At 66.4% G+C, this 24,916-nt stretch carries 21 protein-coding genes; 12 read left to right on the top strand and 9 right to left on the bottom strand.

Features of this window, described 5'->3' with window-relative positions; translation table 11 throughout:
• Positions 1 to 216: 216 nt before the first annotated feature.
• Both J2805_RS12380 and J2805_RS12375 read right to left on the bottom strand, forming a co-directional pair.
• Positions 217 to 789, bottom strand: coding sequence for a GNAT family N-acetyltransferase (locus tag J2805_RS12380; RefSeq protein WP_309976554.1), 573 nt, complete (start codon positions 787 to 789; stop codon positions 217 to 219).
• 52 nt (positions 790 to 841) lie between these two features.
• Positions 842 to 2,131 (bottom strand): helix-turn-helix transcriptional regulator, encoded by a 1,290-nt coding sequence (locus J2805_RS12375; RefSeq protein ID WP_309976999.1) that lies wholly within the window; start codon positions 2,129 to 2,131, stop codon positions 842 to 844.
• Between the two features lie 186 nt (positions 2,132 to 2,317).
• Between J2805_RS12375 and hxlB the strand changes: the two genes are divergently transcribed.
• From hxlB to J2805_RS12360, 3 genes are all read left to right on the top strand, one after another.
• Positions 2,318 to 2,920, top strand: a complete 603-nt coding sequence (gene hxlB / locus J2805_RS12370; protein ID WP_309976552.1) for a 6-phospho-3-hexuloisomerase — start codon at positions 2,318 to 2,320, stop codon at positions 2,918 to 2,920.
• A 62-nt stretch (positions 2,921 to 2,982) separates the two neighbouring features.
• Complete coding sequence (gene hxlA / locus J2805_RS12365) at positions 2,983 to 3,606, top strand: 3-hexulose-6-phosphate synthase (protein WP_309976550.1); 624 nt, start codon at positions 2,983 to 2,985, stop codon at positions 3,604 to 3,606.
• Between the two features lie 464 nt (positions 3,607 to 4,070).
• The gene (locus J2805_RS12360) at positions 4,071 to 4,640 is read left to right on the top strand and encodes a hypothetical protein (protein WP_309976547.1); all 570 of its coding nucleotides are present in this window, start codon (positions 4,071 to 4,073) and stop codon (positions 4,638 to 4,640) included.
• Positions 4,641 to 4,793: 153 nt separating this feature from the next.
• On the opposite strand, the gene J2805_RS12355 is transcribed toward J2805_RS12360, so the two are convergent.
• Positions 4,794 to 5,465 carry a GntR family transcriptional regulator gene (locus tag J2805_RS12355; RefSeq protein ID WP_309976545.1) on the bottom strand — a complete coding sequence of 224 codons (672 nt, stop codon included), beginning with the start codon at positions 5,463 to 5,465 and terminating at the stop codon, positions 4,794 to 4,796.
• Between the two features lie 157 nt (positions 5,466 to 5,622).
• Between J2805_RS12355 and glyA the strand changes: the two genes are divergently transcribed.
• The 7 genes from glyA to purU are packed head-to-tail and all read left to right on the top strand — an operon-like array spanning position 5,623 to position 14,509.
• Positions 5,623 to 6,978, top strand: a complete 1,356-nt coding sequence (glyA, locus tag J2805_RS12350) for a serine hydroxymethyltransferase (RefSeq protein WP_309976543.1) — start codon at positions 5,623 to 5,625, stop codon at positions 6,976 to 6,978.
• Positions 6,975 to 8,195, top strand: a complete 1,221-nt coding sequence (locus tag J2805_RS12345) for a sarcosine oxidase subunit beta family protein (RefSeq protein WP_309976541.1) — start codon at positions 6,975 to 6,977, stop codon at positions 8,193 to 8,195. Before glyA ends, J2805_RS12345 begins: the two co-directional genes overlap by 4 nt.
• Positions 8,196 to 8,222: 27 nt before the next feature.
• Positions 8,223 to 8,648 carry a sarcosine oxidase subunit delta gene (locus J2805_RS12340; RefSeq protein ID WP_309976539.1) on the top strand — a complete coding sequence of 142 codons (426 nt, stop codon included), beginning with the start codon at positions 8,223 to 8,225 and terminating at the stop codon, positions 8,646 to 8,648.
• Positions 8,645 to 11,608: a sarcosine oxidase subunit alpha family protein gene (locus tag J2805_RS12335; RefSeq protein WP_309976537.1), complete on the top strand. Its 2,964-nt coding sequence runs from the start codon at positions 8,645 to 8,647 to the stop codon at positions 11,606 to 11,608. The genes J2805_RS12340 and J2805_RS12335 overlap by 4 nt, the downstream gene beginning before the upstream one ends.
• Positions 11,601 to 12,236: a sarcosine oxidase subunit gamma gene (locus J2805_RS12330; protein ID WP_309976534.1), complete on the top strand. Its 636-nt coding sequence runs from the start codon at positions 11,601 to 11,603 to the stop codon at positions 12,234 to 12,236. Before J2805_RS12335 ends, J2805_RS12330 begins: the two co-directional genes overlap by 8 nt.
• Positions 12,236 to 13,609: an L-serine ammonia-lyase gene (locus tag J2805_RS12325; protein ID WP_309976532.1), complete on the top strand. Its 1,374-nt coding sequence runs from the start codon at positions 12,236 to 12,238 to the stop codon at positions 13,607 to 13,609. The genes J2805_RS12330 and J2805_RS12325 overlap by 1 nt, the downstream gene beginning before the upstream one ends.
• 3 nt (positions 13,610 to 13,612) lie before the next feature.
• Entirely contained in the window at positions 13,613 to 14,509 is an 897-nt protein-coding gene (purU, locus tag J2805_RS12320) for a formyltetrahydrofolate deformylase (RefSeq protein WP_309976530.1), read from the top strand.
• Between the two features lie 208 nt (positions 14,510 to 14,717).
• Here the strand turns inward: purU and J2805_RS12315 are convergent, their stop codons facing one another.
• Positions 14,718 to 16,382: a PucR family transcriptional regulator gene (locus J2805_RS12315; protein WP_309976528.1), complete on the bottom strand. Its 1,665-nt coding sequence runs from the start codon at positions 16,380 to 16,382 to the stop codon at positions 14,718 to 14,720.
• Between the two features lie 111 nt (positions 16,383 to 16,493).
• Between J2805_RS12315 and J2805_RS12310 the strand changes: the two genes are divergently transcribed.
• Together J2805_RS12310 and J2805_RS12305 are read left to right on the top strand one after the other, a co-directional pair.
• Positions 16,494 to 18,032, top strand: a complete 1,539-nt coding sequence (locus J2805_RS12310; protein ID WP_309976526.1) for a purine-cytosine permease family protein — start codon at positions 16,494 to 16,496, stop codon at positions 18,030 to 18,032.
• Positions 18,033 to 18,046: 14 nt separating this feature from the next.
• Positions 18,047 to 19,012: a polysaccharide deacetylase family protein gene (locus J2805_RS12305; protein ID WP_309976524.1), complete on the top strand. Its 966-nt coding sequence runs from the start codon at positions 18,047 to 18,049 to the stop codon at positions 19,010 to 19,012.
• Positions 19,013 to 19,232: 220 nt separating this feature from the next.
• Here J2805_RS12305 and bcp read toward each other — a convergent pair whose 3' ends face one another.
• The 5 genes from bcp to gcl form a co-directional block, all read right to left on the bottom strand.
• Positions 19,233 to 19,712, bottom strand: a complete 480-nt coding sequence (gene bcp / locus J2805_RS12300; RefSeq protein WP_309976522.1) for a thioredoxin-dependent thiol peroxidase — start codon at positions 19,710 to 19,712, stop codon at positions 19,233 to 19,235.
• 83 nt (positions 19,713 to 19,795) lie between these two features.
• Positions 19,796 to 20,482 (bottom strand): winged helix-turn-helix domain-containing protein, encoded by a 687-nt coding sequence (locus J2805_RS12295; RefSeq protein ID WP_309976520.1) that lies wholly within the window; start codon positions 20,480 to 20,482, stop codon positions 19,796 to 19,798.
• Between the two features lie 11 nt (positions 20,483 to 20,493).
• Positions 20,494 to 21,837, bottom strand: coding sequence for an allantoinase AllB (gene allB / locus J2805_RS12290; RefSeq protein WP_309976519.1), 1,344 nt, complete (start codon positions 21,835 to 21,837; stop codon positions 20,494 to 20,496).
• On the bottom strand, positions 21,830 to 23,038 hold the full coding sequence (locus J2805_RS12285; RefSeq protein WP_309976517.1) for a glycerate kinase: 1,209 nt from the start codon (positions 23,036 to 23,038) through the stop codon (positions 21,830 to 21,832). The genes allB and J2805_RS12285 overlap by 8 nt, the downstream gene beginning before the upstream one ends.
• A gap of 2 nt (positions 23,039 to 23,040) precedes the next feature.
• On the bottom strand, positions 23,041 to 24,819 hold the full coding sequence (gene gcl / locus J2805_RS12280; protein WP_309976514.1) for a glyoxylate carboligase: 1,779 nt from the start codon (positions 24,817 to 24,819) through the stop codon (positions 23,041 to 23,043).
• Between the last annotated feature and the right edge of the window lie 97 nt (positions 24,820 to 24,916).

The raw sequence follows: 24,916 nt of genomic DNA, 5'->3' as shown, positions 1-24,916 counted from the left end.
AGAATTCGCGGTAAGCAACAGAGTGCGCCTCGTCACGCGCAATGTCAAGGTATTTCGCAATGGTCCGGCCGCACCTTGACACAGATCGTGACATGCGTCACCCTGTTGCATATCGCGATGACTGTTGCGTAGGACGACGCCGAAGCCCTGGCGCAGAAGCTCGCGGCACGGAAGCTCGCGGTACCGACGCTCGTAGCAGGTGATCCTTTCCAGGCATCACCGCAGGGAACGGCGCATGAGCACGCGAGGGAAGCCGTTGAGCACAGAGTCGGTGTCGGCGGCCTTGGCGAACCCTGCCTCTTCGAAGAGCGAGCGGGTGCCGACATATGCCATGGTGAGGTCCACTTTCCTGCCCTGGTTGTCCACCGGGTAGCCCTCGATGGCAGGGGCGCCGTAGCTGCGGGCGAACTCGACGGCGCCTTGCAGCAGGAGGTGCGAGATGCCCTGGCCTCGGTGCCCGGGCCGGACCCGGATGCACCACACCGGCCACACGTCGACGTCGTCCACGTGGGGAATCTTGCGGTTGCCGGCAAAGCTGGTGTCGGCGCGCGGATGGACGCCTGCCCAGCCCACCACGTCGTCGCCGTCATAGGCCAGCACGCCCGGGGGTGGATCCTGCCCGACGAGCTGTTTCACCAGTGCCCCGCGCTCGGGGCCGCGTAACTCGACATTCTGCTTTGACGGGATGCGGTAGCTCAGGCACCAGCAGACATTTGCCCCGGGGCTCTTGGGGCCAATCATCGCTTGCACGTCCTCGAACTGCGTCGCCGGACGGATGTCGATTGCCATGCCGCCACCCTGGCACCGGTCGGTCGCCGGGGCAAGGGCGCAAAAGGCCCGGCTAGCGCAGGCCGCTGCTGTGGGCCATAGCGATAGCCTCCGTGCGTGAGGAAGCGCCAACCTTCCGGTAGATATTGCGCAGGTGGAACTTCACGGTGTTCTCGCTGATGTGCAGTTTCGCAGCGATGGCCCGGTTCCGCTGTCCCGCGGCCAGCAGCTGAAGCACCTCCAGTTCCCGTTCGGCGAGCTTCCAGCCTGAGACATCCGCCAGCGGGCCGGCCGGCGGGTCGAGGGGGAGTGACACCGCTACGTCAGCTCCCCAGCCGGACATCACATCCACCGACATGCGGCCGTTGAGGGCCTCCACGCGTTGCCCCAAGCGGGCCATGTTGGGTGCCGCCTTGGACAGTTCGCCCGGGCCGTCGTCGCGGACGTTGACCAGGAGGTTCTCGCCGTCGCAGTCCCATTGCGTGCGTATCCGGCTGACGCCGCCCTGATCCACCATGGCAAGTACCAGGCCCCTGACGATCGCCCGCGCCGCATGCGCCACTTCGCCGGGCAGGGCACGGCCATTGAGGGGAGGCTCGATGAACTGAACGTCGATGCCGCTGAAATGCGTCAATGGTTTCAGATCCTCGCGGAGGCGCTGGAACGCGGTGGCGACCGGTTCCTCTACCAGTTCTGTGGTGCGGTCGCTGAGCGTGCGGAGCCCCACCAATGCCTTAGCGGCGACGTCGATGGCGGACTTCCGCGCTGCGTCGTCGGTCAGTGCGGGCGAGCGCAGCGCGGCCAGCAGGGTTTCGAGGGTGGTGGAGTGACGGTCCACCAGTTCGGCGGTCACCCTCACCCGCTCGGCCGAGGCCGCGCGGGATTCAATGAGGTACGACGGCGGCGCATCAGCCACCTTCTCCCGGATCCGTTCGGCTGCGAGGGCCCACAGGTAGCCGAGCATCCGCTCTGCCGCGGCATGCTCGACCGGATCCGGACGATGCTGCGGGTCTGTGAACACCAGCAGCGCGTTGCTCGGCGAGGAAAGGGCCAGTACCGCGCGTTCCTCGCCGCCAAGGACGGCGTCGCCCTGCCACGCCCCGCCCGGCGATGCTCCGCTCTCCGACAGCGCGGCGCGGATGTGGTCGAGTTCGGCGATGGATACCCGGCTGATGATGGCTTCGTCGCCGGCTTTCTTCTGGGGCCGGCCCGTGCAGTCCTCGGTGAAGATCACCAGCGCGCTACTGCCCAGATACGGATCAACGGCGTCCCGCAATCGCTGTGCAATGGTGGCCAGCGGGGCGGTGGACAAAGCGGCTACCGCCCCGAGCAAGGACTGCGCCTCCTCGACGGTCCGGGGCAATCCGGGGGTAGGGGTTACCGGGGCAGCATAGGTGTCTGAGGGTTTGTTCACCTGCCTATTCTACGGTTTTCCATGCACATGCCTACCCTTTTGGGTAGGGAAGACCGTCCGATCATGGCGTTGGACCTACCCTGCAGGAGAGTCAGGATGGATAAGTAACAACTCTCGTACAAGGAGTAGCAGCCAATGAGCGTCATCACGGAAACCGATCCGGCCGCCCATGCCGATACATCCCGGGCCTTCATCCACAACCGGATTCTTGTCCAGGACGAAATCAGCGAAGTATTCCAGCGCGTTGATCCGGCGCAGGTCGCGTCCCTCGTAACCGAGCTGCGTTTGGCCGAGAGGATCTTCGTGACGGGAGCCGGTCGAAGCGGCCTCGTCCTGAAAATGGCGGCCATGCGGCTGATGCACCTCGGGCTGACGGTGCACGTGGTCGGCGAGACAACCGCGCCGGCCATCCGTCCGGGTGACCTGTTGCTGGCAGCCTCAGGCTCCGGTACCACTGCCGGCGTCGTCAAAGCGTCGGAAACCGCGGCCGCCCAAGGCGCCCGGGTTGCCGCCTACACCACGAACTCCGGTTCCCCACTCGCGGCAGCAGCCGCCGCCGTCGTGGTCATCCCGGCCGCCCAAAAGACGGATCACGGCTCCGCCCTGTCCCGGCAGTACTCGGGAAGCCTCTTTGAACAGGTGCTTTTTGCCACCACCGAGGCCGTGTTCCAAAGCCTCTGGGATGAGAACGCGGCGGCCCCGGAAGAACTCTGGGAACGCCACGCCAACCTCGAATAGGCCTGCCTGATCCAAGTACCAAAAGCACCAAAACCAACCACCACACCGAAAAGAGAACACACATGAAACTGCAAGTCGCCATGGACGTCCTGACCGTCGAAGCCGCCCTCGAGCTCGCCGGCAAGGTTGCCGAATACGTTGACATCATCGAACTCGGCACACCGCTGGTGAAGAACGCCGGGCTGTCCGCCGTGACCGCCGTCAAGACGGCCCACCCGGACAAGATCGTTTTTGCCGACATGAAGACCATGGACGCCGGCGAACTCGAAGCCGAGATCGCTTTCAACGCGGGCGCAGACCTGGTCTCCGTCCTGGGCAGCGCCGACGACTCCACCATTGCCGGCGCCGTCAAGGCAGCAAAGGCCCACAACAAGGGCATCGTTGTTGACCTGATCGGCGTCGCGGACAAGGTTACCCGCGCCCAGGAAGCCCGCGCCCTGGGCGCCAAGTTCATCGAGTTCCACGCGGGCCTCGACGAGCAGGCCAAGCCGGGCTACAACCTGGATGTGCTGCTCAGCGCCGGCGAGGAAGCTCGAGTGCCGTTCTCCGTGGCCGGCGGAGTGAACATCTCCACCATCAACGCAGTGCAGCGCGCCGGTGCAGATGTAGCCGTCGTCGGCGGTTCCATCTACAGCGCAGCCGATCCCGCGCTGGCCGCCAAGGAACTGCGAGCCGCGATCATCTAGCAAGTACTGCCCCGCCCGGACGGCACGGAACTGCGGCATTTTTCGAGTAGTGCCGGCCGTTCCGTCCGGGCGGTGGCCGTGCCACACTTGGTGGACTATCGATTGACTGGGGGGATCCACGTCAGGAGATTGTCATGGGTAACAGGATGCACCCCCGCACTTTGCGCTCCCGATTGGCGGTGAGCAACTCATGATGATCGGCTGGGCCTATCTCATGGCGGCAATCATGACCGTCGACGCGCTCCTGCTGGGCTTGCTGCTGTTCAATATGAAGTGGCCAAAGAGCTGGAAGAGAAACGGCTGACGCCCCTCATCATGTGGCATTCCGGCATTCCGGCATTCACAGCGCAGTGACAGTTTCCCAACAGCCCTGACTGATCTTGGGCGCGCATCTTTGTCTCAGGCGGTGAAACAGCCGTTCTTCCGTAAGAGCCGTGCAGCACGGCGGATGAAGGAGACAGAGGATGTCACGTACGAAGAGAATCACGCTCGGCCTCACGGCCGGGGCCTTGGCCCTGGGCGCCGGAATGGGAGTCACCGGGATGGCTTCGGCCGCCGAGACGCCCAGCCCGAGTTCCACGGCCTCGGCAAGCACCAGCCCTGCTGACGGCTCCGCAGCCGTTGACAGCGGAAAGCGCGGCGGCCACAAGGGGGACCGCGGTCAGCTGGCTGCTGACCTGGCCACGAAACTCGGCGTCGAGGAGGCCAAGGTGACGGAAGCCATCCAGGCGTTCCGGGACGCCAACAAGCCAACCGGCACGCCTGCCGAGGGAGCCGCCACTGACGGCACCAAGCCGGACCGCTCCGCCCTGGACGCGGCGATGGCCAAGTCCCTGGCTGAATCGCTCGGCGTCGAGGAATCCAAGGTCACGGCGGCCCTGGAGGAAATCCGTGCCGCGGGCCAGGCCGAACGGGCGGCCGCCCTCAAGACCAGGCTGGACGCTGCTGTCACCGACGGCAAGCTGACCCAGGCCGAGGCGGATGCCGTCACCAAAGCCGTGGAAGCCGGGGTGATCGGGGGAGGCGGCCGCTAAACCCGCTCAACCGGGACGCTCTCTCACTATCGGGCGGTTCAACCGGGACGCTCTCTCACTATCGGGCGGTTCAACCGGGACGCTCTCTCATACGTGAGAGAGCATCCTGGGAAAAACCGCCAAAAGTGAGAGAGCGTCCGGGGTTAAATCGGCTTAGAGCACCGTCCGGATTGTTTCCTCGAAGCTCGTGACGTGGTGCAGCGCCAGCTTGGCAGCCCTGTCGGCATCGCCTTCCGCAACCGCTTCGAGGAGTTCCACGTGCTCAGTGATGTGGCCGCTCACTGACGGAACCTTGTCCAGGACCACGCACCAGATCCGGGTTGCAAGGTTGTCGTAGCGGATCAGGGTGTTCTCCAGGTGCGGGTTCGCGGCCGCCTTGTAGATGAGGCGGTGGACCGTCAGGTCGTACCGCATGAGTTCGCGGGACTCCGCGGGACTGGGGTCCAGCCCGGCGATGGTCTGAGCCACCTGCAGCAGTTCGCGGCGCATGGCCGCACTGGCCCTGGTGGCCGCGCGCCGCGCCGCCAGCGGTTCGAGCAGCTCCCGGACCTCCGACACGTCGGCCAGCTCCGTGAAGTCCACGTTGGTGGCGAAAGTTCCCCGGCGGGGATAGGACACCACCAGGTGGTCCACCTCCAGCCGCTTGATAGCTTCGCGCACAGGAGTGCGGCCGGACCCGAACTCGGCCGCCAGCTGACCATCATTGATGGGCTCGCCGGGGCGGATCTCCAGCATGATCAGCTTGTCGCGCAACTGCCGGTACGCGGCCTCCGCCTGGGACGGAGCCTCGTCCTCGACGGAAGTCAGGGCGGGAAGTGCATTCAAGGCGCCGCTCCATTCATCGGTACTTAGAATCCGGGTTCCAAGCGGAAGCTCAGTGCCATTTTGCTTCAACCCCTTGACTCTCTTGTGATCCCAATCATACCATTGCACTCACACTAATATATTAGTTTTGCATCAATAGTATTTCAAAGGAGCAACCGTGGTTGAGCAGTTGAACGAGCGACTTTCCGCAGTCGATCCCGAGGTCCAGCAGGCCATTGTCCGCGAGCTGGACCGCCAGCAGTCAACGCTGGAAATGATCGCCTCGGAGAATTTCGCCCCCGCGGCGGTCATGGAGGCACAGGGCTCAGTCCTGACCAACAAGTACGCCGAGGGTTACCCGGGCAAGCGCTACTACGGCGGCTGCGAGCACGTTGACGTGATCGAGCAGCTGGCCATCGACCGGGTGAAGGCCCTGTTCGGCGCCGAATTCGCCAACGTCCAGCCGCACTCCGGCGCGCAGGCCAACGCCGCCGCCATGTTCGCCCTGCTGAACCCCGGCGACACCATCATGGGCCTGAGCCTGGCGCACGGCGGCCACCTCACCCACGGCATGAAGATCAACTTCTCCGGCAAGCTCTACAACGTGGTCCCGTACCACGTGAGCGAAAAGGACCATGTGGTGGACATGGCCGAGGTCGAAGCGCTGGCCCTGGAACACCGCCCCCGGCTGATCGTGGCCGGCTGGTCCGCCTACTCCCGCCAGCTCGACTTCGCCGAGTTCCGCCGGATCGCCGACCTGGTTGGCGCCTACCTCATGGTGGACATGGCGCACTTCGCCGGCCTCGTGGCCGCCGGACTGCACCCCAACCCGGTGCCCTACGCCGACGTCGTCACCACCACCACGCACAAGACCCTCGGCGGACCGCGCGGCGGAGTCATCCTCGCCAAGGAGCAGTACGCCAAGAAGATCAACAGCGCCGTTTTCCCGGGCCAGCAGGGCGGCCCGCTGGAGCACGTCATTGCCGCCAAGGCCGTGGCCTTCAAGCTGGCCGGCTCGCCGGAGTTCAAGGAACGCCAGGAACGCGTCCTGCAGGGATCCAAGCTGCTGGCCGAGCGCCTCCTCCGCGACGACGTGGCCGCAGCCGGCATCTCCGTGGTCAACGGCGGCACCGACGTGCACCTGGTCCTGGTGGACCTCCGGAACTCTGAACTGGACGGGCAGCAGGCCGAAGACGCCCTGCACCGGATCGGCATCACGGTCAACCGCAACGCCGTGCCGTTCGATCCCCGCCCCCCGATGGTTTCCTCCGGCCTCCGGATCGGCACGCCCGCCCTCGCCACCCGCGGCTTCGGCGCCGTGGAATTCGCCGAAGTGGCTGACATCATTGCGACGGCGCTGGTCGCCGCTGCCGGCAACGGCACCGGTGACGGCGCATCGCTCAGCGAGGATACCGCCGTCGAACTCCGCGCCCGGGTCACGGCCCTCGCCGACCAGTTCCCGCTCTACCCCCACATCATCAACGGCACCGAGATTGCCGAGTTCGAAGCAGACATGATTGGAGCAGCCCAGTGAGCACCCATCAGCTCCCCGAGCACCCGGATTTCCTCTGGCGCAATCCCGAGCCCAAGTCCTCCTACGACGCTGTGATTGTGGGCGGCGGCGGGCACGGCCTGGCAACGGCCTACTACCTCGCCAAGAACCACGGCATGACCAACATCGCCGTCCTGGAAAAGGGCTGGCTGGCCGGCGGCAACATGGCCCGCAACACCACCATCATCCGTTCCAACTACCTCTGGGACGAGAGCGCAGCCATCTACGAGCACGCCCTGAAGCTGTGGGAGATCCTGCCGGAAGAGCTCGAATACGACTTCCTGTTCAGCCAGCGCGGCGTCATGAACCTGGCCCACACCCTCGGTGATGTCCGCGAAAGCATCCGCCGCGTCGGAGCGAACAAGCTCAACGGCGTGGACGCGGAATGGCTGGAGCCGGACCAGGTCAAGGAACTCTGCCCCATCCTGAACATCAGCGACAACATCCGCTACCCCGTCATGGGCGCCACCTACCAGCCGCGTGCAGGCATCGCCAAGCACGACCACGTGGCCTGGGCCTTCGCCCGCAAGTGCGACGAGCTCGGCGTGGACATCATCCAGAACTGCGAAGTCACCGGCTTCCTCAAGGACGGCAACCGCGTGGTGGGCGTCAAGACCAACCGCGGCACCATCAACACCGAAAAGGTGGGCCTGTGCGCGGCCGGGCACAGCTCGGTCCTGGCTGAAATGGCCGGCTTCCGGCTGCCCATCCAGTCGCACCCGCTCCAGGCCCTGGTCTCTGAACTGCACGAGCCGGTCCACCCCACCGTGGTCATGTCCAACCACGTGCACGTCTACGTCTCCCAGGCGCACAAGGGCGAACTGGTCATGGGCGCCGGCGTCGACTCCTACAACGGTTACGGCCAGCGCGGCTCCTTCCACGTGATCGAACACCAGATGGCCGCCGCCGTCGAACTGTTCCCCATCTTCGCCCGGGCACACGTGCTCCGGACCTGGGGCGGCATCGTGGACACCACCCTGGACGCCTCGCCCATCGTGGGCACCACACCGGTGGACAACATGTTCGTCAACTGTGGCTGGGGAACGGGCGGCTTCAAGGGCACTCCGGCTGCCGGCCTGACCTTCGCCCACACCATCGCCACCGGGGCACCGCACAAGCTGAACAAGCCGTTTGCGCTGGAACGCTTCGAAACCGGTGCCCTGATCGACGAACACGGCGCAGCCGCCGTCGCCCACTAGCCGCCGTCCCATAGAAAGAAGACGCACATGCTGCTTATCTCATGCCCCAACTGCGGCTCGCGCGACGAGACCGAGTTCCACTACGGCGGCCAGGCCCACGTGCCCTACCCGGAGAACCCGAACGAACTGAACGACCGCGAATGGGCCGAGTTCCTGTTCTACCGTGACAACACCAAGGGCATCTTTGCCGAACGGTGGCTCCACAGCACCGGCTGCCGCCAGTGGTTCAACATGCTCCGCGACACTGTCAGCTACGACATCCAGGCCGTCTACCCGATGGGCGCGCCCCGTCCCGCTGCCGTTGCTTCACCTGCGCCCGAATCCGGCACTGCCAGCCTCGCCGCGGACAGCACCACCACCGGCAACAGCGCGCCCAGCATCGCTGGAACCAGCACTTCTGCAACAAGCACCAACGCCTCCAGCACCACCGCCCCGGAAGGAGCAACCAAGTGACTTCCCAGAACGCCCGCCTCGCCGCCGGCGGACGCATCGACCGCAGCATTTCCTGGCGTTTCACCGTGGACGGCGAAGAATTCACCGGACACCCCGGCGACACCCTGGCCTCGGCGCTGCTTGCCAACGGCCGCATCGCCGTCGGCAACTCGCTCTACGAGGACCGTGCCCGCGGCATCATGTCCGCCGGTGTTGAAGAAGCCAATGCACTGGTCAAGGTGGCGCCCCGGTTCCCCGGCCATGTGGCCGAGTCCATGCTTCCCGCCACCACCGTCACCCTGGTGGACGGCCTCCAGGCCGAGCTGCTCAACGGCCTGGGCCGCCTGGACCCGGAGGAAGACCGCGCCGAATACGACAAGAAGTACGTGCACACGGACGTCCTGGTAATCGGCGGCGGCCCCGCCGGCCTGGCAGCGGCCCGCGAAGCCGTCCGCACCGGTGCCCGCGTGATGCTGCTGGACGACCAGCCCGAACTCGGCGGCACGCTCCTGTCCGGATCAACCACGCCGGACCTTGCCGACTCCGTCGAGGGCAAGCCCGCGCTGGAATGGGTGGCTGACGTCGAAGCCGAACTCGTGTCCGCGGCCGAATGCACCGTGCTGAACCGCACCACGGCCTTCGGCGCCTATGACGCCAACTACGTCATCGCCGTCCAGAACCGCACCGACCACCTGTCCAGCCCGGCCGCCCCCGGGGTGTCCCGGCAGCGTATTTGGCACATCCGTGCCAATCAGGTGGTCCTGGCTCCCGGCGCCCACGAACGCCCGCTGGTCTTCGAGAACAACGACCGCCCCGGCATCATGCTCGCCTCCGCCGTCCGCAGCTACCTCAACCGCTACGCAGTTGCCGCGGGGCAGCGGGTGGTCATCAGCACCACCAACGACAGCGCCTACGCCCTGGCCTCGGACCTTCGGGCCGCCGGCGTCAAGGTCGCGGCCGTCGTCGACGCCCGTCCCAGCATTTCGCCGGTGGCTGCCGCCGCCGTCGAAGCAGGTACCCGGGTGCTGATTGGCAGCGCCATCGCCAACACCGCAGCCGGAACCGATACAGCTGCTGAGTCCGGCGACCGCCGGCTGACCTCCGTCACCGTCCGCAGCATCAACGACGACGGCGAACTCACCTCCGGCATCGAAGAGATCGCCTGCGACCTGCTGGCTGTCTCCGGCGGCTGGAGCCCGCTGGTGCACCTGCACTCGCAGCGGCAGGGCAAGCTGCGCTGGGACGAGGACCTGGCAGCCTTCGTGCCGAGCACCGTTGTCCCCAACCAGCAGATTGTTGGCTCGGGCCGCGGCAGCTTCGAACTCGTGGACTGCCTCGCCGAAGGCACCTCCGCCGGAGCCTCCGCCGCGATCGCCGCAGGCTTCGAATCCGCCACCACGCCGTCCGTCATCGGCGAGCCGAAAGCGTCCGGTCCCACCCGCCAGCTGTGGCTGGTACCAGGGCAGGCCGGCACGCCGGACGATTGGCACAACCACTTCGTCGACTTCCAGCGGGACCAGTCCGTGGCCGACGTCCTCCGCTCCACCGGGGCAGGCATGCGGTCGGTGGAGCACATCAAGCGCTACACCTCCATCAGCACCGCCAACGACCAGGGCAAAACCTCCGGCGTCAACGCGATCGGCGTCATCGCCGCTGCGCTCCGCACAGCCGGCGAAGCGTCCCGGGGCATCGGCGACATCGGCACCACCACCTACCGGGCGCCGTTCACCCCTGTGGCCTTTGCGGCGCTCGCCGGACGCCAGCGCGGCGAACTGTTCGACCCCGCCCGCGTCACCTCGATCCACCCCTGGCACGTTGCCAAGGGCGCACTGTTCGAGGACGTGGGGCAGTGGAAGCGTCCGTGGTACTACCCGCAGGACGGGGAGGACATGGACACCGCCGTACTGCGGGAGTGCGCCGCCGTCCGCGAGTCCGTGGGCTTCATGGATGCCACGACGCTCGGCAAGATCGAAATCCGGGGCAAGGACGCCGGTGAGTTCCTCAACCGGATCTACACCAACGCCTTCAAGAAGCTCGCTCCCGGTTCTGCCCGCTACGGCGTGATGTGCATGGCGGACGGCATGATCTTCGACGACGGCGTGACCCTGCGCCTCGACGAGGACCGGTTCTTCATGACCACCACCACCGGCGGCGCCGCGAAGGTGCTGGACTGGCTGGAGGAATGGCTGCAGACCGAGTGGCCGGAACTGGACGTGCACTGCACCTCGGTGACCGAGCAGTGGAGCACCATTGCCGTCGTCGGGCCCAAATCCCGCGCAGTGATCGCCAAGGTGGCACCGGAACTCGCCGCCGACGGCGGGCTGGAGGCCGAAGCCTTCCCGTTCATGACCTTCCGTGAAACCACCCTCGCCTCCGGCGTGCAGGCACGGATCTGCCGGATCTCGTTCTCCGGTGAACTGGCCTACGAAATCAACGTGCCGTCCTGGTACGGGCTGAACACCTGGGAAGCTGTTGCCGCAGCCGGGGCCGAATTCAACATCACCCCCTACGGCACCGAAACCATGCACGTGCTCCGGGCCGAAAAGGGCTACCCGATCGTCGGCCAGGACACTGACGGCACTGTCACCCCGCAGGACGCGGGGATGGAATGGATTGTTTCCAAGGCGAAGGACTTCGTCGGCAAGCGCTCCTACGCAAGGGCCGACGCCCAGCGCGAGGATCGCAAGCACCTGGTCAGCGTCCTTCCCGTGGACGGATCGCTGCGGCTGCCGGAAGGCACCCAGCTCGTGGAAAAGGGGATCTCCACCAACCCCGCCTACGGTCCCGTCCCCATGCAGGGCTTCGTGACCTCGAGCTACCACAGCGCCGCGCTGGGCAGGTCCTTTGCACTGGCACTGATCAAGAACGGCCGCAACCGCATCGGCGAGACCCTCGTGGCCGCCGCCGGCGACCAGCTGGTTGATGTCGTCGTCGCCGAAACCGTACTTTTTGACCCCGAAGGGACCCGCAAAGATGGCTAACACAGCAGCACTCGAAGGCATCAATGGACTCCGGGACATCCGCCGCAGCCCGGCGTCACACCTGGCCGCCGCGCTGGAGGCCGGCTCCGTCGAAGGAACCGTGGTCCTGAAGGAAGGCCCGTTCCAGACCATGGCCGGCGTCCGCGTGGCCCTCAACTCCGAGGAAGGGGCACGGGTCGCGTCGGTTGTCGGCGGACTGCCGGCACGCTGCGGCGAGGTCCGCGGCACGGAGGACGTCAGCGTTCTCTGGCTGGGCCCGTCGGAGTTCCTCGTGGTGGCACCGGAGGATGCCCACGATTCGCTCGGCGGCGATCTCATCCGCGCACTCGAGGCCGCCCTGGCCGATGCGCCCGGGCAGGTTGTGGACCTCTCCGCCAACCGCACCACGTTCGAGCTCTCCGGCCCGCGCGCCCGGGCAGTGCTGGAAAAGGGCTGTGCCCTGGACCTGCACCCCCGCAGCTTCACGCCCGGAACTGCGCTGAACACCGAAGTGGGCAACATCCCCGTGGTCCTGCTGAAGACTGGTGATGAGAGCTTCCGGCTGTTCCCGCGGGCTTCTTTCGCAGACTTCCTGGGCAGGTGGCTGCTGGACGGCATGAGGGAATACGCTTCTCCCGAGGTGCCCTGATGGCGCTGAGCGCCTTGGACCTCTTCTCCGTTGGCATCGGGCCCTCGTCGTCACACACGGTGGGCCCGATGCGGGCGGCGAAACTGTTCGCTGACGGGCTCAAAGGGGACGGCCACCTGAGCGCCACCGTCCGGGTCCAGGCCGAACTGTTCGGATCACTCGGTGCCACGGGCCGGGGCCACGGCTCCGACAAGGCCGTGGTGCTGGGCCTCCAGGGCCTGGACCCGGAAACGGTGGACACATCCACCGCCGACGACCAGGTTGCCGCGGCTGCCCTCGATGCCGAACTCCGGATCGGCGGAAGCCACCGGGTGGACTTCAACTGGGACGAGGACGTGGTGCTGCACCGCCGCAAGTCGCTGCCCGCCCACCCGAACGGCATGACCTTCCGGGCGCTGGACCACACCGGCGCTGTCCTCAGCGAGCGGAGCTTCTATTCAATTGGGGGCGGCTTCGTCGTCGACGGCGACGCCGCCCCGGGCGACAACGTGGTGGCTGATGACACCCCGCTGCCGTACCCCTTCACATCTGCCGACGAACTGCTGGCGATCTGCCGGCGCGAGGGCATGTCCATTTCGGATGTAATGCTCGCCAACGAGCTGGTGTGGCGCAGCGAAGCGGAGCTCCGCGAGGAGCTGCTGAAGCTGTGGGCCGTCATGCGCGAATGCGTGGACAACGGCTGTGCCGCGGAAGGAATCCTTCCGGGCGGGCTGAATGTTCGGCGGCGGGCGCCGTCGTTGTTCCGCACGCTGACCGCGGATACCGGCGTCACCGATCCGCTGCGGGCCATGGAGTGGGTGAACCTCTTCGCGCTCGCCGTCAATGAGGAGAACGCGGCCGGCGGGCGCATCGTCACCGCCCCCACCAACGGCGCGGCCGGCATTGTGCCGGCGGTGCTGCACTACTACGTCAAGTTTGTTCCGGGAGCCGACGACGACGGTGTCGTCCGCTTCCTGCTGGCGGCCGCCGCCGTCGGAATCCTCTTCAAGATCAACGCCTCCATCTCCGGCGCGGAAGTGGGCTGCCAAGGTGAAGTGGGCTCGGCCTGCTCCATGGCGGCCGCCGGGCTGTGCGAGGTGCTGGGCGGCACCCCCGAACAGGTGGAGAACGCCGCCGAAGTGGGGATTGAACACAACCTTGGCCTGACCTGCGACCCCGTGGGCGGCCTGGTGCAGATTCCCTGCATCGAACGGAACGCGATCGCCAGCGTGAAGGCCATCAACGCCGCGCGGCTGGCGCTGCACGGCGACGGCAGCCACAAGGTGTCGCTGGATAAAGCCATTAAAACAATGCGTGAGACAGGAGCGGACATGAAAACCAAGTACAAGGAGACCTCCCGCGGGGGCCTCGCCGTGAATGTGATTGAGTGCTGAGCCATGACTGCCATCGACACTGAAACCTCGCTCCCGGAGCCGGCCACCACGGTGGAGCATGTCCTCACGCTCGACTGCCGTGAGTCACCGGGCATCGTCCACGCCGTCTCCGGCTTCCTGCTGGAACACGGCTGCGACATCATTGACAACCAGCAGTTCGGCGAACGCTCCGAAGGGCACTTCTTCATGCGGGTGCACTTCGCGTCCGACGGCGATGCCTCCACGGCGGACACCCTGCGGACCGCTTTTGCCCCCGTTGCTGACCGCTTCGGGATGAGCTGGCGGCTGGAGCCGAAGGGTGCCAAGCGCAAGGTGCTGATCATGGTGTCCAAGTTCGGGCACTGCCTCAACGACCTGCTGTTCCGCGCCAGGATCGGCGAACTTCCGGTTGACGTGGTGGCTGTGGTCTCCAACCACACGGACCACCAGGCCCTCGTGGAATGGCACGGCATCCCGTTCTTCCACGTGCCCGTCACCGCCGCCACGAAGCCCGAGGCGGAGGGCAGGCTGCTGGAGCTGATCGATGAGTACGACGTCGAACTCGTGGTGCTGGCCCGCTACATGCAGGTCCTCAGCGACGGGCTCACCCGCAAGCTGGACGGCAAGGCGATCAACATCCACCATTCCTTCCTGCCCAGCTTCAAGGGTGCCAAGCCGTACCACCAGGCTTATGCCCGCGGCGTGAAGACCGTGGGTGCCACGGCGCACTACGTCAACGGCGAGCTGGACGAGGGTCCGATCATTTCGCAGCAGACGGTCGAAGTGGACCACACCTACGGGCCGGAGGACCTCGTGGCCGCCGGCCGCGACACTGAATGCAAGGCACTCAGCAACGCCGTGCGCTGGCACTGCGAAGGCAGGGTCATCCTTCGCGGCAACAGGACAGTGGTGCTCCGCTAACCTACGGGACGCTCTCTCACTTTCTGTCGCCTCAATCGGGACGCTCTCTCACTTTCTGTCGCCTCAATCGGGACGCTCTCTCACTTTCTTGGGGAAAGTGAGAGAGCGTCCCTGTTTTTGTCGCGAAAGGTGAGAGAGCGTCCCTGTTTTTGTCGCGAAAGGTGAGAGAGCGTCCTGCGTTCCGGCGGGACTGCTGCTTCCCGACGGGTTACAGTCCGGCCAGCCGGGTGGCCAAGTGCAGCGCGGCGAGCCGGCCTGTTCCCCTCGGATCGCCGCCGCACAGCTCGAAGATCCGCTGCAGGCGGTGGTGCATCGACTGCCGCTCCACGTGCAGCTCCCGCGCGGCCTGCGCGGTATTGCAGCCGGAGTCGAGCCAGGTTGCCAGGGTCGCCAACAGCTGCGAATTCCGCCGTGCGTCGTGCTCCAGCACGGGTCCCAGCTGCTGGCGGACGAAATCCTGCCGCACGCCCTGGTCCAGGTGCTGCGCCACCAGGCGCTCGACGGCGAGATGTTCGACGTCGAGCACCACGCCTTCGTTTTCCGACAGCGGCCGCGCCGCGGCCCGAACCGAACCGTTCGCTGCGAGATCCAGGGCGCATTTCGCCTCTGACAGGGACCACGGTGCGTTCTCTATCCCGGCCGCCAACGGGCCCACCGCCGTCATGGTTCCGGCCTCAACCGGCAGCTCCCGCAACGCTGTCACCAGCCCGGTCCGTGCCGCTGCCGCCCCGTCGAAGGGCAGGACGGCAAGGGCCAGGAGCTCCGCGTTGTCCACATAGCTGGCGCTCTGCTGCGCTGACCGCTTCAGGATCTTGTCCATCGCTGCACGCAGCTGCTGCGACGTGGAAGTCCTTACGACGACGGCCACGAGCGTCGCGGAGGGCGGGATCCCAGCAGCCGGAGAGAGCTGCTGTAGCCGCCAGGGCTGGCTGCCGGAGCTGACAGCCCGCAGGAGCGCCGTTCCGGCCACCTCTTTCAGCCCCGGCGGCATCCGCTGCAGCAGCGCCAGCGACAGGATGTCAATGCAGCGCCCACCGGCGACACGAGCCAGGTTGACGTCCCCGCCGTGCGGGACATTGATGGCAAGCCGCGCCGAGGGGACACCGCGAACAGGGACGTCGATGCTGATCAACGTGCCGCCAGCGCCCGTTCCGGCAGCCTGTCCGGGCCGTTTATCTGCCTTGGACCCGTCTGTCCCTGAACTTTGCGCCGGATTCGAGCTTCGCGTCAGAACGGAGCCGTCCCCGGGCTGACCCGCCCGGTCCTGACCCGCCCCGTCCGGGATGGCGCCATCCGGTCCGGCCTCATCAGGACCGGCGCTGCCGAGCGTTACGCCGGACACCGACGAGAGCTCCAGCGTCGCGTCAATGACGCCGGCGAGCACCGCCAGGATCTGGTCGAGGCTGCTCCCGTGGGCCAGTTCAACAGCCATGGCATGGCTGGCCTCGTCCGCGCGGCGCAGGTGTGCCACCGATTCGCTGACCAGCATCGAATTGATGGCCTGCATGATGCCCACGAAGGGCACCACCCTGCGGAATTCAATCAGGGGCAGCCCGGCACTTTCCGCGGCCTGGACCATCGAGGACGGAATCGCGGCCAGGCTCTGGCCGGTTTCCACCGCGAGGGCGCCCACGCCCCGGGCTGCAAGTTGCCGGACGTACTCCACGCGGCGGCTGTCCGGGGCCGTAGCCAACGCATCACCGCCGGTGAGCAGCAGTTCGCCGCCGCTAAGCAGCGGGGCTATGTCCAAAACTTCACTGGAGTGGACCCATCGCAGCTGCGTACTGGCCGCTGCCGCGGCACCGGCGCGGATCACGGGATCAGCAGCGGTGAGAGTGGCGTGTTTCAGGATGTCGGTGAGCTTTATCGGCATTACGCTCCGTCGTGCAAAGGGTCTTTTTCGTATACATATCGTATCTTGTTGTGTGTGGTCTGCAGCACATACTCTTGCGGTATCCCCCTTTTCTCCCTATGGAGGCCCCACATGCATAACAACTCCACTGCAGCCCCGGCTGGCACAGTGCAGGCAACCGACAATGACGTCGAGGCCTGGCTTCAGCCCATTCCTGAATCCCAGCGGACCAGGAAAGTCTCCGGACAGTTCTGGATCTGGGCCGGCGCCAACCTCGCGCCCATCAACTGGGTCCTCGGCGCGCTCGGCATCCACCTGGGACTCGGCTTCGCCGACACGGTCATCGTTCTGGTTTTGGGAAACCTGATCGGCATGCTGCTGTTCGGCTGCTTCGTCCTGCTCGGCCAGAAGACCGGCGCCACGGGCATGGTCCTGGCCCGCGCAGCATTCGGCAGACGCGGAAACTACCTCCCCGCCGCCATCCAGGCGCTTCTGGTGATCGGCTGGTGCGCGGTAAACACTTGGATCATCCTGGACCTGGTGATGGCGCTCTTCGGAACCCTCGGCTGGGTTGACCCGACTGCCCATAACTACGGCTGGAAAATCGGCGTGGCCACCGCCATCATGGCTGCCCAGGTAGCCATCGCCTGGTTCGGCTACAAGGCCATCGCAGCCTTTGAAAAGTGGACCGTGCCGCCCACCATCATTATCCTCGCGGTGATGTCCGCCGTCGCCTGGTTCGGTATGAAGATCAACTGGACCTACGCCGGCCCTGCCGGCAACATCCTCGAAGGTTCGGAGCGGATCGCCGCGATGAGCGCCGTCATGACGGCCATCGGCATCGGCTGGGGAATCACGTGGTTCACCTACGCCGCCGACTACTCCCGCTTCGTCAGCACCGAGGTGCCCAAGAAGAAGGTCTACCTCGCCTCGGTCCTGGGTCAGTTCATCCCGGTCGTCTGGCTCGGAGTCCTGGGCGCCAGCCTCGCCACCAACAGCGGCGAGATCGACCCCGGAAAACTCATCGTCCAGAACTTCGGTGTCCTCGCACTTCCGGTGCTGCTGATGGTCCTGCACGGACCCATCGCCACCAACATCCTGAACATCTACACCTTCTCGGTCGCGACGCAGGCGCTCGACATCACCATCAGCCGCCGCAAACTCAACCTGTTCGTCGGAGTGTTCTCGCTGGCCGCCGTCGTCTTCTTCATCTTCCAGGAGGACTTCGCCGCGGTGCTGGATGCCTGGCTCATCGGACTCGTGGCTTGGGTGGCTGCCTGGGGCGGCGTGATGCTGGTGCACTACTTCTGGATTGAAAAGCGCTGGCCCGGCAACCCCGCACGGCTGTTCGACGCCGTTGGCACCAAGCGGCTCCCCGGCATCAACTGGGCCGGCGTTGTGTCCCTCCTGGTCGGCATCTTCGCCACCTGGCTGTTCATGTACGGGCTGGTCCCGGCAATGCAGGGCCCCATCGCAGTGGCCCTAGGCGGCTGGGACCTGTCCTGGCTCGCCGGCGGACTCAGCAGCGCGGCGACCTACGCGGTCCTTGGCCCCCGGGTACACCGCAGGTTTCTGGCCGGCGCAGAACCGCAGCCCTTGGAGGTAACCGTCCCGGACGAAGCAGTCACGGAAGCGGCAGCCCGCCCGACGACAACCGCCATCTCGCTCTAGAAAGGAATCGGACCATGGAATTCCCCGCTTTCCCGGACTCCGCCCATCCCATCACCTGGCCCGAAGGGTACCGGGCGGCCGCATCCTTCACGTTCGACGTGGACGCGGAATCATGCACCATCGCGCACGATCCCACCAGCACGCGCCGGATGTCCCTCATGACCCACCAGTCGTACGGACCCAAGGTCGCGGTGCCGCGGCTGCTGCAGATCCTGCAGCGCCAGGACATCCAAGCCACGTTCTTCATCCCCGGCTTCACTGCGGAAAGCTACCCGGATGTGGTGCGCCGGATCGTGGACGCCGGACACGAGATCGCCCACCACGGCTACCTGCACGAACCCATGCAGGGGATCGACGCCGCCACCGAGGCGCGGTACATCGACCGGGGGCTCGAAGCACTGGCCAAGGTCGCGGGCGTTCGGCCGGTCGGCTACCGCGCTCCGTGGTGGGAGCTGAACTGGCACTCGCCCGCCCTGCTGGCGGACCGGGGCTTCCTTTACGACTCCAGCCTGCTCGACGGCGATGCGCCGTACCGGTTCACCGTCGCCGAGGGCGATTCCAGGGACCTGGTCGAAATCCCGGTGGACTGGGCGCTCGACGACTGGGAGCAGTACGCCTTCTACCCGGGCGTCACCGGCAGCGGAGTCATCGAAAGTCCCGCCAAGGTCCTCGAAATGTGGACGCTCGAAGCCGAGGCGCACCACGCGGCCGGAAGCTGCTTCGTGCTGACCAACCATCCGTTCATCTCCGGCCGGCCGTCCAAAGCGGTGGCCCTGGAACAGCTGATCAGCCGGGTCAAGGCGATGGACGGCATGTGGGTCACCACGATGGCCAAAATCGCCGAGCACACCCGGGACACGGTCACTGAAGTCCACAGCCACGCGCGCATCGAGGTTCCCGGCTTCCCGGACGCCGGTGCCCGCTTCACCCCGGCGCAGGTCCGCCAGTCCGCACTGGCCTCCGACCGGACGCGCCTCTAACGGCAGGACGCTCTCTCACTTCCTGCCGCCTAAACCGCGACGGTCTCTCACTATTTACATAAAAAACCGGAACGATCTCTCACTACTGAGAGATCGTTCCGGTTTTTGTTGTGATAAGTGAGAGAGCGTCCGAGAAAAGGGCGCAGAAACTGAGAGAGCGTCCGAGAAAAGGGTGCAGGAAGTGAGAGAGCGTCCGGGGCCGGGGAGGGGGAGGGGAGACCTAGACGCCCAGTGTTTCCTTCAGTGCTGCGACGTGGCCCTGGGCCTTGACCTGGTACTGGGCGAGCTTCACTTTGCCTTCGGTATCCAGCACCACGGTGGAGCGGACGATGCCCTCGGTGACTTCGCCGTCCCTAAGCTTTTCGCCCCACGCGCCGTAAGCCAGTGCCACAGAGTGGTCCTCGTCGGCCAGGAGCGGGAAGGTCAGCGCGAAGTCGCCGGTGAAGTGGGCCAGCTTTTCCGGGGCGTCGGGGGACACGCCCAGGACCTCGTAGCCGGAGCCCTGCAGGGACTCGAGGCTGTCGCGGAAGTCGCATGCTTCGGTGGTGCAGCCGGGGGTGGCGGCTTCCGGGTAGAAGTACACGATGACGTTCTTGCCGCGGTAGTCGGCCAGCGCCGTCGGCTTGCCCGAAGCGTCAGGCAGCGTGAAGTCCGGTGCCTGTGTTCCGGGCTGGAGCTTGGTGGTCAGAGTGGAGGTCATGATGATCCTTCGGGAGTCTGTTTACTGACAAAAGCGTGCTGAACGGTCGTGCTGAAGTGCTTTCTACTCCAACAACCACGGGTTCAGATGCAGTATTCCGCCGGCCCGCGCACTTTCGTGTGAGGTCCGGGGATGAACTGGTACCCGCCGCCGCGCACCGTGGCGATCGCATGCCGGCCGCGGCGCAGCTTCCGCCGCACCCGTCCAACATAGACATCGATGGACCGGGAGGCCGCCGCGGGGGAATCGAACGATTCCAGGAAGAGCCGGAGCTCCTCGCGGCTGACGGCCCGCGAACAATTCTCCACGAGATACCTCAGGAGCTTGAACTCGACGCCGGTCAGCGCCACCGGCTCACCGTCCAGCCGGACCTCGCCGGCGGCAAGGTCCACTGACACCAGGCTTACCGGCCCGGCCAACGGCGGGAGGGGAGTTGCGCCGTCGTCGTCCTCCGGGGAGTCCTCCGAAACGGACGACGACGGCACCTGGGTTCCGCTGCCGGCTGGCCCGTGCGGTCCCCCCGGCGGGGCAGCATGGGCAGCGGAAGTTGCAGCCCCGGCGGCGGGCCAAACGTGGACCTCCGCCTCCGGAGCAATCTTCAGGGCACGCGCCAGCATCAGTTCCGCGGCGCGTGCCATCACGGCGGGGTCAATGTCCTGGTCGCCGTCCGGGGTTACCCAGACGGCCAGTCCATGGGCCTTGAGCGCCGGGCCGGACTTGGCCGGGCCCGTCGCACATATGCCGCGGGGGAAATGTACCTGGACAGCCATGGCGTGGGGCCTCAGACGCCGCCGCGGCGGATGAGCTTTCCGCCGGGAGTCCGGCCGTCCACCACGCTGCCGCGCAGGAAGGTCTTCCGGACAACTCCGGAGAGAGCCTTGCCGTCGTAGGGCGTGATTGGGTTCTTGTGCTTCAGCTTGGAGACGTCCACCACGAAGGCCTCGTCCGGCGCGAAGACCGAGAAGTCGGCGTCGTAGCCGAGGGCGAGCTGGCCCTTGTTGGAGAGGCGCGCCAGGGCGGCAGGCTTCTCGGCCATCCAGGAAACCACCTGCTCCAGCGGGATGCCGCGGTGCCGGGCCTCGGTCCAGATCAGGGACAAGCCCAGCTGCAGCGAGGAGACACCGCCCCAGGCCACGGCGAAGTCGCCGTTTTCCAGGTCCTTCAGGTCAAGCGTCGAAGGGGAGTGGTCCGAGACGATGCAGTCGATGGTACCGTCCTGCAGGCCCTGCCAGAGGAGCTCGCGGTTGGAGGCCTCGCGGATGGGCGGGCAGCACTTGTACGCGGTGGCGCCGTTGGGGATCTCCTCCGCCATGAGGGTGAGGTAGTGCGGGCAGGTCTCCACCGTGAGGTGCACGCCGTCGCGCTTGGCGCTGGCGATCATCGGCAGGGCATCGGAGGAGGACAGGTGCAGGATGTGGGCGCGCGCGCCGGTCCAGCGGGCACGCTCAATCACCTCGGCGATGGCCTTGTTTTCGGCGCCGCGCGGGCGGGAAGCCAGGAACGTGGCGTACTTGTCACCGCCGGGGTGGGGCGCATGGTCGATCGCGTGCGAGTCTTCGGCGTGGACGATCATGAGCGAGTCGAAGGACTTGAGCTCGGCCATGTCCTCTTCCATCTCGTCCGCTTCCAGGTGCGGGAACTCGTCCACGCCGGAGTGCAGCAGGAAGCACTTGAAGCCGAACACGCCCTCGTCGTGCAGCGGGCGGAGGTCAGCCTTGTTGCCGGGCACGGCGCCGCCCCAGAACCCGACGTCCACGAACGCCTGGTCCTCGGCCACCTCGCGCTTGAGCTTGAGGCCTTCCACCGTGGTGGTGGGCGGGATGGAGTTCAGCGGCATGTCGATGATGGTGGTGACGCCGCCGGCTGCAGCGGCACGGGTGGCGGACGCGAAGCCCTCCCACTCGGTGCGGCCGGGTTCGTTGACGTGGACGTGGGTGTCCACCAGGCCGGGAATGAGGGTCTCGTCGTCGGCAAGTTCGATCACTTCCGCGCCGGACAGGCCGTTGCCCAGCGGCTCGATGGCGACGATCTTGCCGCCGCGCACGCCCACTTCGCGCGCCGCGATGCCGGCGGTGGTGAGGACTCGCTGGCCCCGGATGACGAGGTCAAAGCTTTCTTCAGACATTGAGGGGCTCCTTAGTGCGGGCGCTGTTCGCTGGCTGGGTGGAACCGGCCGGGGTGGAGTCCGCCGGGACAAGGTCCGCCAGCTCCACGCCGATGTTCTTTCCCAATTGTTCAAGCAGGGGTCCTGCTTCGGCTATACATATTTCTACCTTGGCCTCCAGCGCGGTCAGCGGGTAGACCTGCCGGAAGCCGGATTCCTTCTGCTGCTCCGGCGTCAGCGTGGTCCGGCCGCAAACGGCCACCACCGGAACGCCGGCCCGCTTGGCCGCGCGCGCCACCCCCATGGGCGTCTTGCCGAGCAGGCTCTGTTCGTCGAGGCTGCCTTCGCCGGTGATCACCAGGTCCGCGCCGGCCAGCCGGTCCGCGAGCCCGGTGAATTCCAGGACGACGTCGATGCCAGGCCTGCGCGTCGCGGCCAGGACCGCGATGGCGGCGTAGCCCACGCCGCCGGCCGCCCCTGCACCCGGTGCGTCCGCGGCCTTCAGTGCGCGGGGACCGATCTCGTCGGCGAGCACGTCCACGAAATGGGACGCCGCCGCATCGAGGATTCCCACGTCCTCCGGGGAGGCGCCCTTCTGCGGGCCGAAGATCGCGGCAGCGCCTTCGGCTCCGAGCAACGGGTTGTCCACATCGCTGGCGAGGACAAACCGTGCCTCGTCCAGCCGGGAGTCGAAGCCCGAGAAGTCGATCCGGTCAAGCCGTGCGAGGGCCGCGCCGCCGGGCGGAAGTTCGTTGCCCTCGGCGTCGAGAAGCTGCGCGCCGAGTCCCTGCAGGACGCCGGCACCGCCGTCGGTGTTGGCGCTCCCGCCGACGCCCAAAATGATCTGCCGGCATCCGGCGTCGAGCGCTGCCCGGATCAGTTCCCCGGTGCCCAGGCTGGTGGCGTTCTTTGCGTCCTTGATGTCGTCCGGGAGTACGGCGAGGCCGGACGCGGCGGCCATTTCGATGACCGCTTCACGGCCGCGGACCGCAAACTCCGCCCGGAGCGGCTGCCCGGTGGGTCCGCTGACCAGCGCGCTCCGGCGGGTGAATCCGGAGCCGACGGCGGCGTCGAGGGTGCCCTCGCCGCCGTCGGCCACCGGAATCCGGATGACGTCCAGGTTGTGGCCCGTAGCCGCCTGCAGCCCCGCATCCAAGTGCCGGGCAACGTCCGGGGCGGACAGTGAGCCCTTGAACTTGTCCGGCGCGATCACGATCCGCATGATTAGGCCTGCATCGCCAGGATGGCGGTGGGTGCGTCTGCGCTGGTCTCGGCCAGTTCCTCGAACTCGTTCACCGCGTTGATTTCCACGCCCATGGAGATGTTGGTGATCTTTTCCAGGATCACTTCAACCACCACGGGAACCTTGAACTCGCCGGCCAGTGCCTTGGCCTTGTCGAACGCGGAAGCCAGGTCGTTCGGGTCCTCCACGCGGACGGCCTTGCAGCCCAGGCCTTCGGCCACCTTGACGTGGTCCACTCCGTAGCCGTTTGTTTCCGGGCTGTTGATGTTCTCGAAGGCCAGGGAAACGTTCTGTTCCATGTTGAAGCCGCGCTGCGACTGGCGGATCAGGCCCAGGTAGGAGTTGTTGACCACCACGTGGATGTACGGCAGGTTGAACTGTGCGCCCACGGCCAGTTCCTCGATCATGAACTGGAAGTCGTAGTCACCGGACAGGGCAACAACGGTCTCGTCCGGCTTGCCGCGGACAACGCCCAGGGCGGCCGGTGCGGTCCAGCCCAGGGGGCCGGCCTGTCCGGCGTTGATCCACTTGCGCGGACCGAATACGTGCAGCATCTGGGCGCCGGCGATCTGGGACAGGCCGATGGTTGACACATATGTGGTGTCCTTGCCGAAGGACTTGTTCATCTCCTCGTACACGCGCTGCGGCTTGATGGGGATGTTCTCGAAGTGCGTCTTGCGGTGCAGGCTGGCCTTGCGCTCGGCGCATTCGGCGGCCCAGGCGGTGTAATCCGGCAGGGATCCGGCGGCGCGGCGTTCGCGGGCCAGTTCAATCAGGCCGTCCAGGGCAGCACCGGCGTCAGACGCGATGCCGAAGTCCGGGGAGAACACGCGGCCGATCTGCGTGGGCTCGATGTCGATGTGAACGAACTTCCGGCCGGCGGTGTAGGTGTCCAGACCGCCGGTATGGCGGTTGGCCCACCGGTTGCCGATTCCGATCACGAAGTCGCTGCGCAGGTAGTTCTCGTTGCCGTAGCGGTGCGAGGTCTGCAGGCCCACCATGCCGGCCATCAGGGGGTGGTCGTCGGCGATGGCGCCCCAGCCCATCAGGGTGGGGATGACGGGAACGCCCAGCAGTTCGGCCAGTTCAACCAGCTGCTCGGAGGCGCCGGCGTTGATGATGCCGCCGCCGGCCACGATCAGCGGGCGCTCACCCGCGGTCAGCATGTCCAGGGCCTTTTCCAGCTGCTTGCGGCTGGCCTTGGGCTTCTCCACGGCCAGGGGCTCGTAGGTGTCGATGTCGAATTCGATCTCGGCCATCTGCACATCGATGGGCAGGTCCAGCAGCACGGGGCCGGGACGGCCGGAGCGCATCAGCTGGAAGGCCTTCTGGAAGGCGCCGGGAACCTGGCCGGGCTCCAGGATGGTCATGGCCATCTTGGTGACGGGCTTGGCGATGGACTCGATGTCCACGGCCTGGAAGTCTTCCTTGTGCAGCTTGGCTACAGGGGCCTGGCCGGTGATGCAGAGCATGGGGATGGAGTCGGCCCAGGCCGCGTACAGCCCGGTGATCATGTCGGTGCCGGCGGGCCCGGACGTGCCGATGCAGATGCCGATGTTGCCGTCGGCGGCACGGGAGTAGCCGTCCGCCATGTGGCTGGCGCCTTCAACGTGGCGGGCCAGCGTGTGGCGGATGCCGCCGTGGGCCCGCATGGCCGAATAGAAGGGGTTGATTGCCGCGCCTGGCAGGCCGAACGCCTCGGTGGCGCCCTCCTTTTCCAGGATTGCGACGGCAGCGTCTACGGTGCGCATCTTGGTCATTGTGTACTCCTAAAGTCTTTTGGTGCCCGGTGGTTGAGCTGGTCGAAACCGTTTTTGGGTGTACCGGGGGAGCCGCCGTCGTTATGTACGACGGCGG

It is taken from the genome of Arthrobacter oryzae, assembly GCF_031454875.1.
Classification (GTDB): domain Bacteria; phylum Actinomycetota; class Actinomycetes; order Actinomycetales; family Micrococcaceae; genus Arthrobacter; species Arthrobacter oryzae_D.
Note: the sequence above shows the minus strand (reverse complement) of the source record. Positions and strands in the feature narration are given on the sequence as shown.